This is a genomic window from Mycoplana azooxidifex (genome assembly GCF_014196765.1).
Taxonomy (GTDB): Bacteria; Pseudomonadota; Alphaproteobacteria; order Rhizobiales; family Rhizobiaceae; genus Mycoplana; species Mycoplana azooxidifex.
Genome location: NZ_JACIEE010000017.1, coordinates 1 through 14,448, shown reverse-complemented (window position 1 = coordinate 14,448; position 14,448 = coordinate 1). Strand labels below are relative to the sequence as shown.

The window sequence follows — 14,448 nt, the reverse complement described above, 5'->3', positions numbered from 1 at the left end:
GTCAGTGGGCGGCCACCAGATGCATCACGTGCATCTTGTGCATTTCCAGCTTGGGCAGCGTATTTGCCGCAAACGCCTTGACGGCCTCGTCGTCACCGCCCTTGGCATAGGTGGCAAAAAGCGTGACCGCCTCCATATGCGCCGTCGTCTGCATCTCGATATAGAGCGGCTGGAAATCCTGTTCGGACGCGCCCTTCAGAAGATCCAGCATGGCGGCGTGTTTGGGCGACAGCTTGGGCGGCGTGTCGTCCAGCTTGGCGGCCTTTTTCAACTCGTCGGCCACCATGGTGTGATTTTGATCATCGCGGCCGCGAATTCTTTGACATCGGCGCCCTTTGCCTTTTCCTCGGCCAATTTGCTGGATTCGATCTCGAACGCGTTCGAACTAGTGACGACCTTGACGAAGGAAGCCTTGTCGACATTCATCGGGGCGTCAGCCTTGTCGGCGGTCGCCGGCATGGCGGCAAGGCTCGGCGTGGTCATCAGGAAGAGCGACAGAAGCGAGGCGGATATCATCTTGTCCATGAGAGCTCTCCTTACTTGGCTTTGGCAAAGGCTGCGGTGAGGTCGGCGACGGCGAGATCAAGTGCCTGCTTGGCCTCTGGGACGACCTTGCCCATGCCGAAGAATTCGTGGGTGACGCCGTTGAAATTCTTCAGGTCGACCCCAACACCGGCATCCTTCAGCTTGCCGGCATAGATTTCGCCGTCGGAGCGCAACGGATCGATCTGCGCCAGGATGACGGTGGCAGGCGCGACACCGGCCAGATCGGAACGACCGTTGAGGTTGATCCGAGGGTCCTTAGTTTCTTCCATGGACGAGACCGAATTCTTCACGAACCATTCCATATCGGCCTTGCCGAGCGGTTTGGCGTTGGCGTTTTCCTTGTAGGACGGCGTGTCCATGTCATTGCCGGCAACGGGATAGACCAGAAGCTGGTGGACAGGCTGCTTGGTCTTCATCTCTTTCGCCATCAGCGCGACATTGGCGGCCAGATTGCCGCCGGCGCTTTCGCCGGCGACCGCGATCTTGTCGGAATTGCCGTTCAGTTCGTGGATGTTCTCGACCACCCATTCGTATGCCGCCCAGGCGTCGTCGTGGGCTGCGGGAAACTTGTGCTCGGGTGCGTGCCGGTATTCGACCGAAACGACGATGGCATTGGCGCCGAGGGACAACGCGCGCGGTGCGCCATCGTAAACATTGATGTCGGCCACAACCCAGCCGCCACCATGATAATAAACGACCACCGGGAAAGGTCCCGTGCCGCCGGGAATATAGACGCGGGCGGCTAGCGTACCGGCCTTGGTTGGAATGGAGATGTCCTTCGTCGTGACCTGGGCTTCCGGGTTCGACGAAATCCGCTTCTCCCACTGGACGGCGTGGGCGGCATCCGCCGGGCTTGCCTGGGTGCGGGCATCGGGCACGCTCAGCGTCGAAAATGGCTTTGCATCCAGCGCGCCGAGCTTGTCGAGAACGGCCTGCATCTCGGCGGTCGGCTTGGCCATCTCCTGCGCCAGGGCCGAAGACGCTGATGCCAACGAGATGAGCACGGCCACCGTCAAAGGCGCGGTGCGCCTGAAATTCTTGAAAAACATTGTAAAAATCTCCGGTTTTGTTGCGTATCAAACCGAAGCTGAGCGATAATGTTCCGTGTAATAGGGGATTAACGAAACATATCTTGGAAGCAAGACTGGAGCCGCAGCCGTAGTGTCTCGCATTTAGCCAATTCTTAACAGCAGTTAGCAGTCGAAAGCACACTTTCGCGCGTCACTCATACCTGTCATTTCCAGATAGCCCTGCCCTTTGACACTCCCCTCGAAGGCGATCGGTCCTTCCCAGTAAGGGGTCATGGTCTTCATCCAGGCCTGGTCGTTCAACGGACTGGTCGTCACGTCGAAGCCCCCGCTCCGATATGCGGACGCGCCAGGCGACGGTCCTGCCGCCCGGTTCGCTGAAGATTTCGCCCGTCCGGTCGGCGCGGGTCGAAAACCGGGACGGTTGCAGTAACCGGGTTGGTGATGAACTTCGTGGCGTAACCGCCACCGCCGCCACCGGCGCCGCAAGATGCCGCCCCGCCAGAGTTGGACGACCCAGCGCCTGAGCCCCCGGCCGCCTGCACCTCGATGATGACGGCGCGACATCCCGCCGTGGGGGTGTAGGTCCCGCCCACGGTAAACAGGATCGGGGAGCTGCGTTGGGCATACCCGACCGTCAGATTGTCCTTGGCCTGATTTTTCTGGCCGATGGTCAGGCTTTGCGCCGCATCGAACCGCAGGCGTTTGATCACCATTATCGCGAGCTCGTCGATCGCGCCCTGTGCGGTCAGCATGGTTAGGATATCGGCAGCATCCGGATCGAATGGGATGTCCTCCGCAAGGAGCTTGCCGGCAAGGTGAGCCTTCGTGATGAGGCCGAGAATGACGGCGAGCGCCGACTGGGCCGCCGCACCGTCAGCGATGATGGGTATGGAATTGCCAGAAGCCGGATCGATGATTGGAAGCTCGTCCAAGCGGACGACCGGGACCTCTTGTCCTGCGATGATGATGGATCCCATGGTCACGCTCCTGCTGAAAAGTGCATGGTGATGGATTGCATCATGTCGTACATGAACCACCGCGTTGAGGCGGGATTGGTTCCCTGCATCTGGACTCGGGCGAAAAAGTCATGGCTTTCCGGCTGACTGTCGGCGTTCCGTCGCGAGGGATCCAGTTCGCCGACGTATAGCCACGACTAGCGGGCGGCACGACTCCCAGCGTCGGGGCCAACAATGGCAATGATGGGGGGCAGTTCGTCGTTCGCAGAGGGAACCGTTACCGTCACAGCGGCGGAGCGGGTGGAGTGCACCTGTCGACCACATCCGCTGCTGTGATTGCAAGCGCCGTTGCCTTGGTGGAACCGCCAGCGGCGGAAACGTCGATATCCGCGGGGACTATGGCGGCCAAGGAATTGTGGCCGGCGGCGCTACGGCGTTCGGCGGCGGCGGGGCAAACTCCCGGTTCGGCGTAGGCGGCAACGCTCAGCTTGCCTCCGGTACGGGGAACACCAACACAGGTACGTCGGGCTCCGGCTTTGGCTCCGGATCCGGGTCCGCCCGCAACGGTAGCGCCGGGGCTGGTGCTGCCGGTGTTGCCGGCCAAAACGGCGTTGTCATCATTACGGAGCTATTCTGATGCGTCAGGCAATCATCGAAAATGGCATCGTCGTCAACATCGTGCTCGTCTCGGTCGGCGAGGCATGCCCAGACGAGGTGGCGATCGGGTGGACCTTTGACGGCACGTATTACGCGCCGCCGGTCGTCAGCGGACCTGCCCCCGAACCGCTCCCGTCACTGACAGCGCGTCAGTTCCGCCTCGGTCTGGTCTATGGCGGCATCCTCCCATCGCAGATCGATGCGGCCATCAGCGCTATCGAGGACGAAGCCGCCCGCGCCGTCGCGCAGATCGAATGGCAGCACGCAGCACAGTTCGAGCGGTCGCATCCCCTCATTGAACAGGTGGGCTCGGCGCTCGGGCTGACCTCCGTCATGATCGACGAAATGTGGGTGTCTGCCCCCTCGCTCTGACGCAAAGTCGGCAAGGCGGATCTTGCTGAAATCTAAGGAGTACGGACAGAGAAAGCCCCGCTCGGGGAGAACGGGGCCCATTCTCACGCTTCTGTCGCATGGCGATCGTCAAGCATTACCGCCTGCAACATTCGGCGCCTGATCACAGTACCCTGCTTCATTGCAGGCTCTACAAGCCGTCGGTTGTCCAAACAGTCAGGGCGGTTAGACCCTCTCGGAGCGGTTGAAAATTTAAAAGGGCTGACGGAGAAAAGCCCCGCCGAGGGGGCCGGGGCGGGGCTCATTCTCCGCGGACCTGTCGTGCCTCATGTTTTCCGACAATGGAAGCTTCGACATTTCAGCGCATTCTAATGTTACCGTATCGGGCATCGCAGTTCCACACCTCTGCGGTTGTCCGGTGTCTAGGGGTGGTTCAGGCGGCCAGGGGCTACTTCAGTTAACGCCCGATCAGATGAGGACGACCACCAGCAGCACGACCAGCACGGCAATTCCGAAGATCGATAGCTCGACAAACCCGTCGTACATCGCGGCTTACTCCAAGGGATAGCCTCATTAAACCCCCTTTCGCAGCCGAGGTCCCAACCCGGTGGACCAATCATCAGAGAATGGTTGGTATCCGCAAGAAAAAGAGCCCCGCGAGGGCGCGGGGCACGGGCACAGTGTCGATGTGGCAAGCGACAGATTCAAGTTGCCGCACGTCAGTGCCGGTTTCAAAACCTACATCGATCGCAATCGCTACTCCACTAGCGACAGCACGGACGTGCCGCGGTTCTCAAACAATCCAGCAACAGGTTGCGCAAGCCGGGACTTGCACCGCAACACGTCCGCTTAGGATCAGAGATACACCCAGAACAATCGCAGCGCCACCTGCGCGCGGTTGAGCCAAGGCATCCGGTTCCATCGAAGGACATCTATAATGAACACGACCGTGCTTGATCTGCAGCGGCGCTTGATCGCGCTCGGCTTCCCGCTTCCGAGGTTCGGCGCTGACGGCGATCCTGGCGGCGAAACCGTTGCTGCCATGGGTAAGGCGCTAGACGAGTTGGTGACGCGTCGTGGCAGCATGAGCCCGTGCCGGCGCCGGCAAAGCCGATCACCGCTTCCATCATTCCGTCCGACTGGATGCCAGCAGCGAAGATGCAGTGGGTCATCGTGCACTGGACGGCCGGAACTCATACGGCCAGCGAGAATGACCGATCGCACTATCACATTCTGATTGAGGGCTCTGGAAAGCCTGTGCGCGGCATCCCTTCGATCAAACTCAACGAGGTGGTGAAAGTGGGGAGCCCCTATGCGGGGCATACCCTGAACTGCAATACCGGTGCCATCGGCGTTTCCATGTGCTGCATGGGCGGGGCAGTCGAAAGCCCGTTCTCAGCCGCAAAGTATCCGATGACGCGAACAGGGGACACGATGACCTCGGCCGTCGCCGATCTCTGCCGTCGCTACTCGATCCCCGCCACGGATACCACCGTCCTCAGCCATGCGGAGGTGCAGAACAACCTCGGCATCCAACAGCGCGGCAAGTGGGATTTCACTCGCCTCGCATTCGACCCGACTGCCGTGGGGGGCAAAGCCTGCGGCGACAAGATGCGTGCAGAAGTGCGCGCGAAGTTCTCCTAACCTCGAAAGGACACCTCGCATGAACAAGATCTCGAAAGCCATTGCTGCCCCCGCAGGCGGTGCCGCTACCGGAACCATCGGCCTGCCGTTCATGCCGGAAGGCACGCCTGGTTATCTCGCGCTCTATGCCATCACGACGCTGCTGCCGGCCGTGCTGACTTACCTCGCGCCTGCGAACAAGCCCTGATCGGGCGGTTCGACCACCGCGAGCAGTTTCTCGCGATTGCGGATGCCCTGCTGGTAAAGGCTGAGCAGCTGCTTGGCCAGCGCGAATGCTGCCTCGCTCTCAGCTTCGATTTGCCGTTGCCGGCATATCTCGTCGAACGCGTCCCCCAGCATCGAGAGACCTGCAGGATCGATGTAACTTTCCTTCGGTAGGTGACGATGGATCATGTCGTTTCTCCCTCTTCGGGGCGTCAGCCCATGGCGCCCCAAAAACGATACAAAGATGGAAATATTCGTGCCGCGGGCGTCAATATCCCCTGAATTTCAGGAGCAGAGATGTCGCCAACCAAAAATGACGCCTATGTCTCCGCCAACTTGGCGAGCTTGCAGGGATGCGGGGTGTGCAGCAATCCCTGCAGCGGGCGGAGGAAAATGGCCGTCGCTCGGAAGACAAGTCGGCCGAGAGTCGTTCGGTCGTGCGCCGCCGCATGGACGAGATCGTGTCTCGGGTTGGGCACCTCGAGACGGGCATGTCCGAAATGAAGGTAGATGTGTCGGAGATGAAGCCGGTCACCGACGACGTGAAACGCTGGAAGCTAATGGGATCGGCGCCCTCGGCGTGATCGGCATCGGGGGATGGTGCTCGGCGTCACCTTCGCCGATGCGCTCCGCCGGATTGGCATGGTGATCACTGGGAGAGGATGAGGAGCGAGCGCCTCTCACCAATAGCTTCAATTCGGGGAAACGCGGTGGCATTGCCACCGCGCTCCGTGCTCAAACTCACTTTATCGTTCTGACAGTGGTTTCAGGGGCCGCCTTGACTATCGCCAGCGTCACGACCTCCTTGCGGGCCACCCTGCTGACCGCCACCTTGCTGGCCGCCACCTTGGTCACCTTGACCAGGTGTTTGACCAGATTGCAATTGATCTCTTTGATCCTGGTTCTGCATCGCGGGTCTCCTTTCTGGATACTTACTACCCAAGAGAAGGACCGGTGTTCCCTCGAATTTGTAAAATTAGGTGACCTGCGCTTCCGTCAGTAATCTAGTTCTTGGGCAAGTATTTTTCGAACCCGATTGACCCGGCTCTTGATCGTGCCCGTCGCACATTTCATCTCGAGCGCCGCAGCCTCGTAAGAGCGCCCCTCGATCAAGATCAGTTCGCATACCGTTCGTTTGCTACCCGTAAGCCGTTCAACAGCTCGCGCCAGTTCCTTGCCCTGGAGAGACCATTCTTGCGTCGGTTGGGAAGGAATAGAAATAGCCGCACAATCCTCGACGTGCCCTGGCTGCTCCCGCGCTGCCAGCCTGTAGCGGGTAAAAAAGGTGTTGCGAAGAATGGTAAACAGCCACGCCTTTAAACAGGTGCCCGGCGTGAACGACGCGATGCTCGCCAGCGCTTTTAAAAGCGTTTCCTGCACGAGGTCATCAACGTCGTTGTCGTTGTGGACGAATGTCCTTGCGAAGCGACGCAGCGCTGGAATGGCTCCAACAATTTCGATACGCATTTGTTCAGTTTGATCGGGAGACATGGATAACCCTCCAGCTATCTCACCGAATGGTCGGACCATACCTTTGTTCCAGTCCTATCCGAGAAATCTGACTGGTCAGCCGCTGTCCTCTACCCGCCTGTTGGTTTCCGCGCAGAACTGAGCCGGTTAGGCGCATAATTTCCATTGAGAATTGAGCATGGGGGATGCGGACGAAAACTTGGACCACCAGGAGGTAATTCATGTATTCCCATGCAGACAGCAATTCGCGCGGTCGAACTTTATATGAAGCTCGGCAAGCGGGTTAAGGCGACGATCCGCCAATTGGGTTATCCGACCAAGAATGCGCTGAAGAACTGGTACCGCGAATACGAGGAGCATCGAGACCTGCGCGTTCGTTGTGTGGCTCGCGCGCCGAAGTTTTCTGAGGCCCAGAAGCAAGCGGCGCTTGAGCACTACCGCACTCACGATCGCTGTATCTCTGCGACGATGAGGGCGTTGGGTTATCCCGGTCGTGGAACTTTGACGGCATGGGTTCGAGACGCGTTTCCGGAGACGAGGACTTCGCTGGTCGGTCGATCCTGGCGTCCGGCGTATCCGGAGGCGTTGAAGCAGGTCGCTGTCATCGGGCTTTGCAGCGGCGAGGAAAGTGCCCAACAAGTAGCCGACCGGCTGAGCGTGTGCCGGCCGACGCTGTACAACTGGAGAGATCTGTTACTCGGTCATGAGGCTGCCTCATCCATGAAACGCCGCAACACCTCTGCGCCAGCGCCCGAGCGCGAGGAACTCGAGCGACAGCTTGAAGCCCTCCAACGCGATGTCCGCCAATTGCAGCTTGAGCATGATCTGCTGAAGAAGGCCAATGAACTCCAAAAAAAGGCCTGGGCGTCGATCTGCAACTCCTGAGTAATCGGGAGAAGACACAGCTGGTTGACGCCCTCAAAGATACCTATCGATTGCCAGAACTGCTTGCGCAGTTGGGGATTGCGCGAAGCTCCTACTTCTACCAACGCGCCCGAGTGAACTTGGAAGACAAGTATGTCACCATCCGCCGCGAACTGACGGAAATCTTCGAAAGCAACCATCGCTGCTACGGCTATCGTAGACTGCAGGCCTCGCTGGCCAGGCAGAGTGTGACAATCTCGGAAAAGGTTGTGCAGCGACTGATGAAACAGGAGCGTTTGGTCGTCGCCAGACCGCGGCGACGACGTTTTGGCTCGTACTTGGGGGAAATCAGTCCTGCGCCTGAGAACCTGATCAACCGCGACTTCCATGCGAAAACACCGAACGAGAAATGGCTCACGGATATCACCGAATTCCAAATCCCAGCCGGCAAGGTGTATCTGTCGCCTATCATAGATTGCTTCGATGGCATGGTGATCAGTTGGTCGATTGGAACGCAACCAGATGCGGGGCTAGTCAATACGATGCTGGACGCTGCCATTGAGACGGTTACCGACGGCGAGGGCACCACACTCGTCCATTCTAAAGTAGCCGCCTTCGACGGGCGGCTGCTTTTAGTCGACTGGGGCCTGGCCTCAACTGGCGCTGCCGACGACGATCCGAGCGAGATTGCTAGCTATTGCCAGGCAGGAGCACAGTTCGGCTTCAACATGCTTTAGACCATGCACTTCACCTACCCGTTGATGACGGCGGTTAAATTGGTCAGTGCCCGCAACGGCCGTGCCACTGGACGCGTACTGGCAACAGGAATGGGCGTACTCTGACAACCGTACGCCTACCGCAGACCGCCGCTCGCGACCGCCCACGGCTTCAAGGTAGCCGAACCAAGGGAACTTTAGAGAGCCGGGGAAATTATTGGTACGAAATTCACAAATTGGTGGAGGTTCCCGTGACCAACATACGTTCCAGCGGCTTCGACAACCCCGCGCAACTTCGTGAGCATTTGGACGAGCTCGAGGACGCTCAGAACGAACGGCGAGATATTCTTAGCACAGACATAGAAGATCAAATTGCGCGCCTTCGAACCGAAGTCCGAGAGTTACGAAAGCTTGTGGTCCAGACGAGGACGAGGTTGCCGCTCGTTTCGGAAGAGACGCGCAACACTCGCTTTTGGCTGCATATAGCGGGGTCAGTCGCAGCGACTTTGGTTCTTAGCGCGGCTGTATGTTACCTTAGGCTTGGGCCTGCAGGTGCTGGCACAGTACCTTTGCTCGTGTCAAAAATAGACGGAGGCCGTTAAATGCCGCGTTACAGCTTCGTTACGAAGGACGAGGATGGTGCGACGCCGGCGGTCCACGCTTCGGTCTCAGAGCACGCTGTGACGGACTCGAGCTATCCGGTTGCGGAGGTCTCGCAGCGTCTCGGCGTCAGCCAGCATTCTTTGTATGAATGGAAGAAGAAGTTTGCTGCGTCGAACGCCAAGGGCAACGACGAGGCCGAGGAGATCAGGCGGCTGAAGAAGGAACTGGCTCGCGTCACCGAGGAGCGAGATATCCTAAAAAACGATCACGTGCTTCGGCCCGCCTGCGCGCGGTAGAAACAGGCCGTGCTACAGTTGCCGCCGGAGGGGAGTTGCCGACTGCTTATTGGAGACGTTCGACCCCGTTAAAAAACGTGGCACATGGGCTGTTGCGGACTTGAGAGTGGTGACGCTGCCTTGGTGGCGATCCCGGCTAGGAAAATGATGAACTTGCGCGGCCCAGCCCCTTCCGATCCATATCTCAATGCCGCGTGAATTTTCCCCAATAGTACCGAAGTAAAATTCCCCACTTATGCCGACGTGGACGCCAAGGAGAACTGAGGATTTTTCGGCGGTCGGCCGCGAGGCTTTTGCGGCGGTGCGAATGCCGGCGGAGCAATGAGGGCTTTGGAGCGGACGTGCTCCGGCATCTATGGCGGGCTGGTCGCCGACTTATCGCCAGATTTCAAATAGGGCTGGCGCTGAAAAAGGATAGCGCCTTGCTTTAGGTAGCCGGATCTGCGATTGCAGCCTCCAGGTCGCATGGACGTCCCCACCCGAATCCCCTCGCGAAAGCCATGGCGAGCGAGGCCGCTCCGATACTGTGACCTTTGACGGCGTGGTGCCGGAATCATTGATAAATTTAGTCGAATCGTGGGGTGGCCTGCGATCTGCCCAGTCCCCGGCGATGCAGACTCTTAAATCACGCCGCCCCCTCGCCGCCTGTCACCGTCTGCAGGCGGGGTGAACATGACAGTCCCGGTTCGCGAGCCACATCTGGGACAACGAAGTCGACGGGCCAGCATCCCATCGGGACGTCCCGGCCGCGCGTGGCGACTAACGTGGGCAAATCCAACTCGTAGCTCCATGAACAGCGGCGGATTGATTTTAGGCCCTCGCGGTTCCCGTATGCGCAGCGCGCCGTCAGTCGCCACCCCCGGTCATGAGCTTCGCCTATTGTCTCCGTCATGATCCGGCCCTATACCATGAACAAACACGGAACAATATCACTAAGCGGCGAATGACGCACTAAACTACGCTTACCGAGCCTTCGGTCCCCGGACGCGAGAAGCAGTGAGGTACAACGAAATGGCGACACGGGCAGGCAGTGCCGATCTGCCATTGCATGGCGGTCGGGTTCCAAGATGGCTTGGAGACCGAATGACCCGTTTGGGAGCGGTCATCACCCAAGCGATCGTCCATCACTATGGTCGGGATGAGTATCTGCGCAGGTTAGCCAATCCATTTTGGTTTCAGTCGTTCGGTGCGGTAATGGGGATGGACTGGCATTCATCCGGCATCACCACCAGCGTCATCGGCGCGCTGAGACGAGGCCTGCAGCCTCTTTCCGGGGAATTAGGCATCCATATTTGCGGCGGCCGTGGTTCCCAATCGCGGAGGACGCCGCACGAGCTCGTCTCAATAGCTAACCGCGTAGGGCTCGACGGAGATCACCTTTCCACCACCAGTCGGCTTGTCGCGAAGGTCGATAGTGCTGCGGTCCAGGACGGATTTGATCTCTACTTACATGGGTTTGTCGTGACGAACGACGGCAAGTGGGTCGTCGTGCAGCAAGGGATGAATGGCGAGAAGCGCCAAGCACGCCGCTATCATTGGTTCTCCGAGGGCCTGACCAATTTCCTTGATTCACCGCATGCTGCCATCGAGGGCAGAACCCAAGGGCAGATTGTCAATTTGGCTGACGCACGCGCCAACCTGTCCCGTAAGGGTCAGCTCGAACTGCTCACGTCACTGGGACCGGACAAAATCGTTCGCGAACTTGCGTTGTTGGAGAAAGAGCCGCCAAACACTGCAGAGGGGCAGGCGCAGTTCGAATTGCCGCATCTGCTCATGCCGTCTCACCATGACGTCCGCCCGGCCGACGTCAACATGCGCCGTCTGCATGGCAATCTGGCTGCCGCCGCCGACCGTGGTCCGGTGGATTTCGAGAACCTTCTGCTAACGCCCGGAGTCGGGGCCAGGACCGTGCAGGCATTGGCGATGGTTGCAGAAGTCGTACATGGCGCTCCCTATCGGTTTGCCGATCCTGCCCGTTTCTCGCTCGCGCACGGGGGGAAGGATCGGCATCCATTTCCTGTCCCGCTGAAAGTCTACGATGAGACGATCGGCGTCATGAAATCTGCCGTCCAGAAGGCCAGACTGGGTCTGGATGAAGAACTGCAGGCGTTGAAGCGGTTGGACGAGCAGAGTCGCCGTATCGAGCGGTATGTGACTGGACCCGATCTGAAGGAGATTGTGGCCGGAGAATTCCGACGATCCAGTCAGTTCGGTGGCCGCAGCGTGTTCGGCTGGGAACCAGATGCCGCGGAGGAAGACCAAATTTAAAATGAATATCGCCACTCTATCAAACAGTACTTGGAGTTTTCCGTACTGATGCATGAAGACTTCTGTTGACGAGACGGGGTCGTGGTCGCTGCCGATCGTCTTGGGGCAATCCTGCTCGTTGTGTCGGTGGCGTGATCGTAGAAACGAAGCCTATCGACAGGACGATGACGCGTCTCACGTCTGCCGCTGCAACATGCCACCGGACCACATGGACATGCGGCTCTTCCACGCCTGGGTGGCCGGCCTTGTAGTAGATGTCGACATGGTCAACATTGCCGCCGGGCGCAGAAAGATTATCGAATGACTTGTCCGGATTGAGATCCTTTGTGGGCAACATCTAGATCGTGCTGACAAGCTTTCCATCATGATCATATGCGAGGAACGGTCCGGCCGGCAGTGTCGCCGGGCCAACGAAGAGCAGACCCATGCCAGGGAGGAAGTCGGGCAACTTCACCAGCTTGCTGACCTGCTGAGAAGGGGCGGCTGGCGGCGATTTCACAAAGAGAGCCACAACGCCTCAAAGCAGGCCTCTAACCCGGACGTGAACTCTACTGGTTTCGCGTCCGGGTCAGCCCCATCGTCGATTCAATCAGAAAGCGCTGCAGACGGTGCCAAACGCACTTCGTTTGCGCTCGCGCGCATCGGCTTATAGGCAACCATGGTGACGTTCAAAAACCTGTCAGAAGAAGATATTACTCTTGACCTTGCGACAAAGGGAAAGCACTCGGCGCTGTCCAGGATCGCTGTCAAACTTGCGCGAAGAACCGGGCTTGATGATCGGGCGGTTCTTCGGGGCATTTGCAGACGGGAGCGGCTCGGCTCTACCGCCATAGGTCGTGGAATCGCCGTCCCGCACGCTTTGCTGCGCTCAATCTCGTCGCCTGTCGCCTCGTTTACGCGACTAGCTCCTTTGATAGATTTCAACAGTCCCGACAGTGATCCCGTCGATCTCGTCTTCACACTGCTTTGGCCGCACTCTGAGGTTCGCACCTTGTTGCCGGCGCTTTCGCGACTATTCCGTATGGTGCGCGCGCCGCTGATCCGTGACGGGCTCCGGCTGGCCCGATCTCCCGAGGAGGTGATGGCGATTTTGGTGAGCGAGGCAGGGCCGATCAACGATATCCCCTCGCGGACCAACGCCACGTACTCGGTGGCTAAGGCGAACTAAGAGGACGCGGAAAATGAAAAAGCACATCCAGATCTCACAAAGCCTTCGATCGTGATGGGCGAGACGGATCACCAGCGATTGAATAAACTTGCGTTCGCCGCGGCTGGTCGCCTTCCCGATGTTTCCGATGGTCTCTTGCTTGAACTCGAACGCGCACGCGTAAGTTTCGGACGCTGCGGCGCCTCGGAATGTCGTCCGAATGGGATCGACGGTTGAGTATGAAGCTGACACCGGTGATTGGCGAACAGTGACGCTCGTGTTCCCGAAAGAAGCAGATATTTCCGAAGGCAGGATATCCGTCCTGACCCCCATCGGAACTGCCCTTCTCTTGTCCGCCGGTCAGACAATGGGTTGGAGCGGACGGGATGATAGGCGGCACAAGCTGGCGGTGTTGGCGGTTACTCAACATCGGGCGGAAAGGGCATCGACATCGCGTTCCAAGTGGTGCGTCTCCTCGCAGATCCGAATGAACAGGTCACGCTGAACGGCGGCTTTATCCCGCATTGCGTCCCTTCATGCTAGTCGCTGCGAGCGACTGCTTGCCACCCATCGCGGTCCTTCCGGATCGTGGGAGGTGGGGCGGCTTCGGGCTCGAAGCGGACATTGGTGGCATTTGCTACATATTTCCGGATATTGCATTGTGTAATATCTCCAGTGGCCAGGCCCCAGGTTTCCCCTACTCCTAGGACGGGTACCATCCGTGCGCAGTTCGGCCGCATCGATATTGATTCGAACATAGCGTGCGAACATAGGCCAATCGTCTGCGCTGACCTAGATTCAGAACCCGCGCGTCGTCGTTAGTGAAGTTTGGAGTTGCAAGTCCAGGCGACAATGTGACGCCGATATGCAGCAAACAAATCCGCCAAGTAGCTAGCGCCCCTAGCTCCGACCGGAGCAATCCGGGGAACCTGAAGGCTTCCCTTCTTTCTCACAACGGAACCAACGTCCGCGCAGACGGTTCTAACGCTGTCCCATCCAGGAGAGCCCGATGACTACGATGACGATGGAAGAGCTTTCGAAACAGATCGGCGAGATCGATTTCTGCATGCTCAACACCAACGGCGGATCTGGAAGGATTACCAGTCGGCCGATGAGCAACAATGGTGAAGTCGAATACGACGGTGACTCCTGGTTCTTCTCCTACGAGGATACAAAGAAAGTGAGCGATATTGGACGAGACAGCGGGGTCGCGTTGACGTTCACCGCGCCGCCGAGTCTGTTTGGTAAACCCGGGATCTTCATTGCCGTGGATGGCGAAGCGCGTCTCATCCGCGACAAATCGCAATTTGAGAAGCACTGGGTCAAAGAGCTAGATCGGTGGTTTCCCGATGGAATCGACACGCCCGGAATCCTTCTCATCAAGGTCTGCGCGCGTGCAATCGAATACTGGGACGGCGAAGAAAACGGACGTATCGTGCCCCCCGGCACAGATAGCGCGGAGAAAGGCGCCGTATAGGCAGATAAACGATTGATCGAGAGGGGGCTGGCGCGAGTTAGACGAGGCCGTGAGCATATTCGTCCGAGCCAAGAAAATGGCTTGAAACTGAGGAGTAGGCAGAAGATGGCCGAAGGTCACCACGCCCGACCGGGAAACTGTAGAGGACCGCTCCCAAGGCGTGCAGATCGAAAAGCTCCGGGCACTCGTGGACTATTGGCGGGCGGACTATGACTGGC

Annotated in this window: 14 protein-coding genes and 7 pseudogenes; 15 read left to right on the top strand and 6 right to left on the bottom strand. The window is 58.7% G+C overall.

What is annotated here, in order from left to right:
• Position 1: 1 nt before the first annotated feature.
• From GGQ64_RS26755 to GGQ64_RS26740, 3 genes and pseudogenes are all read right to left on the bottom strand, one after another.
• A pseudogene (locus GGQ64_RS26755) lies at positions 2-426 on the bottom strand (DUF4142 domain-containing protein).
• A 110-nt stretch (positions 427-536) separates the two neighbouring features.
• Positions 537-1,595 carry an alpha/beta hydrolase gene (locus GGQ64_RS26745; protein ID WP_183808358.1) on the bottom strand — a complete coding sequence of 353 codons (1,059 nt, stop codon included), beginning with the start codon at positions 1,593-1,595 and terminating at the stop codon, positions 537-539.
• 144 nt (positions 1,596-1,739) lie between these two features.
• A complete protein-coding gene (locus tag GGQ64_RS26740) occupies positions 1,740-2,141 on the bottom strand; it encodes a lipocalin family protein (RefSeq protein WP_183808357.1) in 402 nt (133 codons plus the stop codon).
• A 53-nt stretch (positions 2,142-2,194) separates the two neighbouring features.
• Between GGQ64_RS26740 and GGQ64_RS26735 the strand changes: the two genes are divergently transcribed.
• From GGQ64_RS26735 to GGQ64_RS26715, 5 genes are all read left to right on the top strand, one after another.
• On the top strand, positions 2,195-2,335 hold the full coding sequence (locus GGQ64_RS26735; protein ID WP_183808356.1) for a hypothetical protein: 141 nt from the start codon (positions 2,195-2,197) through the stop codon (positions 2,333-2,335).
• Between the two features lie 57 nt (positions 2,336-2,392).
• Positions 2,393-2,680, top strand: a complete 288-nt coding sequence (locus GGQ64_RS26730; RefSeq protein WP_183808355.1) for a hypothetical protein — start codon at positions 2,393-2,395, stop codon at positions 2,678-2,680.
• 489 nt (positions 2,681-3,169) lie between these two features.
• Positions 3,170-3,562, top strand: coding sequence for a hypothetical protein (locus tag GGQ64_RS26725; RefSeq protein ID WP_183808354.1), 393 nt, complete (start codon positions 3,170-3,172; stop codon positions 3,560-3,562).
• A 1,071-nt stretch (positions 3,563-4,633) separates the two neighbouring features.
• Complete coding sequence (locus GGQ64_RS26720; RefSeq protein WP_343059591.1) at positions 4,634-5,185, top strand: peptidoglycan recognition protein family protein; 552 nt, start codon at positions 4,634-4,636, stop codon at positions 5,183-5,185.
• A 19-nt stretch (positions 5,186-5,204) separates the two neighbouring features.
• Positions 5,205-5,372, top strand: coding sequence for a hypothetical protein (locus GGQ64_RS26715; RefSeq protein WP_183808353.1), 168 nt, complete (start codon positions 5,205-5,207; stop codon positions 5,370-5,372).
• Here GGQ64_RS26715 and GGQ64_RS26710 read toward each other — a convergent pair.
• Positions 5,345-5,578, bottom strand: coding sequence for a hypothetical protein (locus GGQ64_RS26710; RefSeq protein ID WP_183808352.1), 234 nt, complete (start codon positions 5,576-5,578; stop codon positions 5,345-5,347). The genes GGQ64_RS26715 and GGQ64_RS26710 overlap by 28 nt on opposite strands.
• A 164-nt stretch (positions 5,579-5,742) precedes the next feature.
• On the opposite strand from GGQ64_RS26710, the pseudogene GGQ64_RS26705 reads away from it, so the two are divergent.
• Positions 5,743-6,055 (top strand): annotated as a pseudogene (locus GGQ64_RS26705) (DUF1515 family protein).
• 330 nt (positions 6,056-6,385) lie between these two features.
• On the opposite strand, the gene GGQ64_RS26700 reads toward GGQ64_RS26705, so the two are convergent.
• On the bottom strand, positions 6,386-6,880 hold the full coding sequence (locus GGQ64_RS26700; RefSeq protein WP_183808351.1) for a sigma-70 family RNA polymerase sigma factor: 495 nt from the start codon (positions 6,878-6,880) through the stop codon (positions 6,386-6,388).
• 200 nt (positions 6,881-7,080) lie between these two features.
• On the opposite strand from GGQ64_RS26700, the pseudogene GGQ64_RS26695 reads away from it, so the two are divergent.
• The 3 pseudogenes from GGQ64_RS26695 to GGQ64_RS26690 form a co-directional block, all read left to right on the top strand.
• Positions 7,081-8,325 (top strand): annotated as a pseudogene (locus GGQ64_RS26695) (IS3 family transposase); the annotation flags it as partial.
• A 38-nt stretch (positions 8,326-8,363) separates the two neighbouring features.
• Positions 8,364-8,553: pseudogene (locus GGQ64_RS27990) on the top strand (divalent metal cation transporter); the annotation flags it as partial.
• Between the two features lie 566 nt (positions 8,554-9,119).
• A pseudogene (locus tag GGQ64_RS26690) lies at positions 9,120-9,302 on the top strand (transposase); the annotation flags it as partial.
• A 269-nt stretch (positions 9,303-9,571) separates the two neighbouring features.
• Here GGQ64_RS26690 and GGQ64_RS27670 read toward each other — a convergent pair.
• Positions 9,572-9,691: pseudogene (locus GGQ64_RS27670) on the bottom strand (AAA family ATPase); the annotation flags it as partial.
• 658 nt (positions 9,692-10,349) lie between these two features.
• Between GGQ64_RS27670 and GGQ64_RS26685 the strand changes: the two are divergent.
• The 6 genes and pseudogenes from GGQ64_RS26685 to GGQ64_RS26665 all read left to right on the top strand — a co-directional run.
• Positions 10,350-11,606: a DUF763 domain-containing protein gene (locus GGQ64_RS26685; RefSeq protein WP_183808349.1), complete on the top strand. Its 1,257-nt coding sequence runs from the start codon at positions 10,350-10,352 to the stop codon at positions 11,604-11,606.
• 658 nt (positions 11,607-12,264) lie between these two features.
• The gene (locus GGQ64_RS26680) at positions 12,265-12,774 is read left to right on the top strand and encodes a PTS sugar transporter subunit IIA (RefSeq protein WP_183808348.1); all 510 of its coding nucleotides are present in this window, start codon (positions 12,265-12,267) and stop codon (positions 12,772-12,774) included.
• 54 nt (positions 12,775-12,828) lie between these two features.
• Positions 12,829-12,990 (top strand): GreA/GreB family elongation factor, encoded by a 162-nt coding sequence (locus GGQ64_RS28275; RefSeq protein WP_343059589.1) that lies wholly within the window; start codon positions 12,829-12,831, stop codon positions 12,988-12,990.
• The gene (locus GGQ64_RS26675; protein WP_343059588.1) at positions 12,974-13,258 is read left to right on the top strand and encodes a GreA/GreB family elongation factor; all 285 of its coding nucleotides are present in this window, start codon (positions 12,974-12,976) and stop codon (positions 13,256-13,258) included. Before GGQ64_RS28275 ends, GGQ64_RS26675 begins: the two co-directional genes overlap by 17 nt.
• Positions 13,259-13,762: 504 nt before the next feature.
• Complete coding sequence (locus GGQ64_RS26670) at positions 13,763-14,230, top strand: pyridoxamine 5'-phosphate oxidase family protein (RefSeq protein WP_183808347.1); 468 nt, start codon at positions 13,763-13,765, stop codon at positions 14,228-14,230.
• A 124-nt stretch (positions 14,231-14,354) separates the two neighbouring features.
• Positions 14,355-14,448: pseudogene (locus GGQ64_RS26665) on the top strand (epoxide hydrolase N-terminal domain-containing protein); the annotation flags it as partial.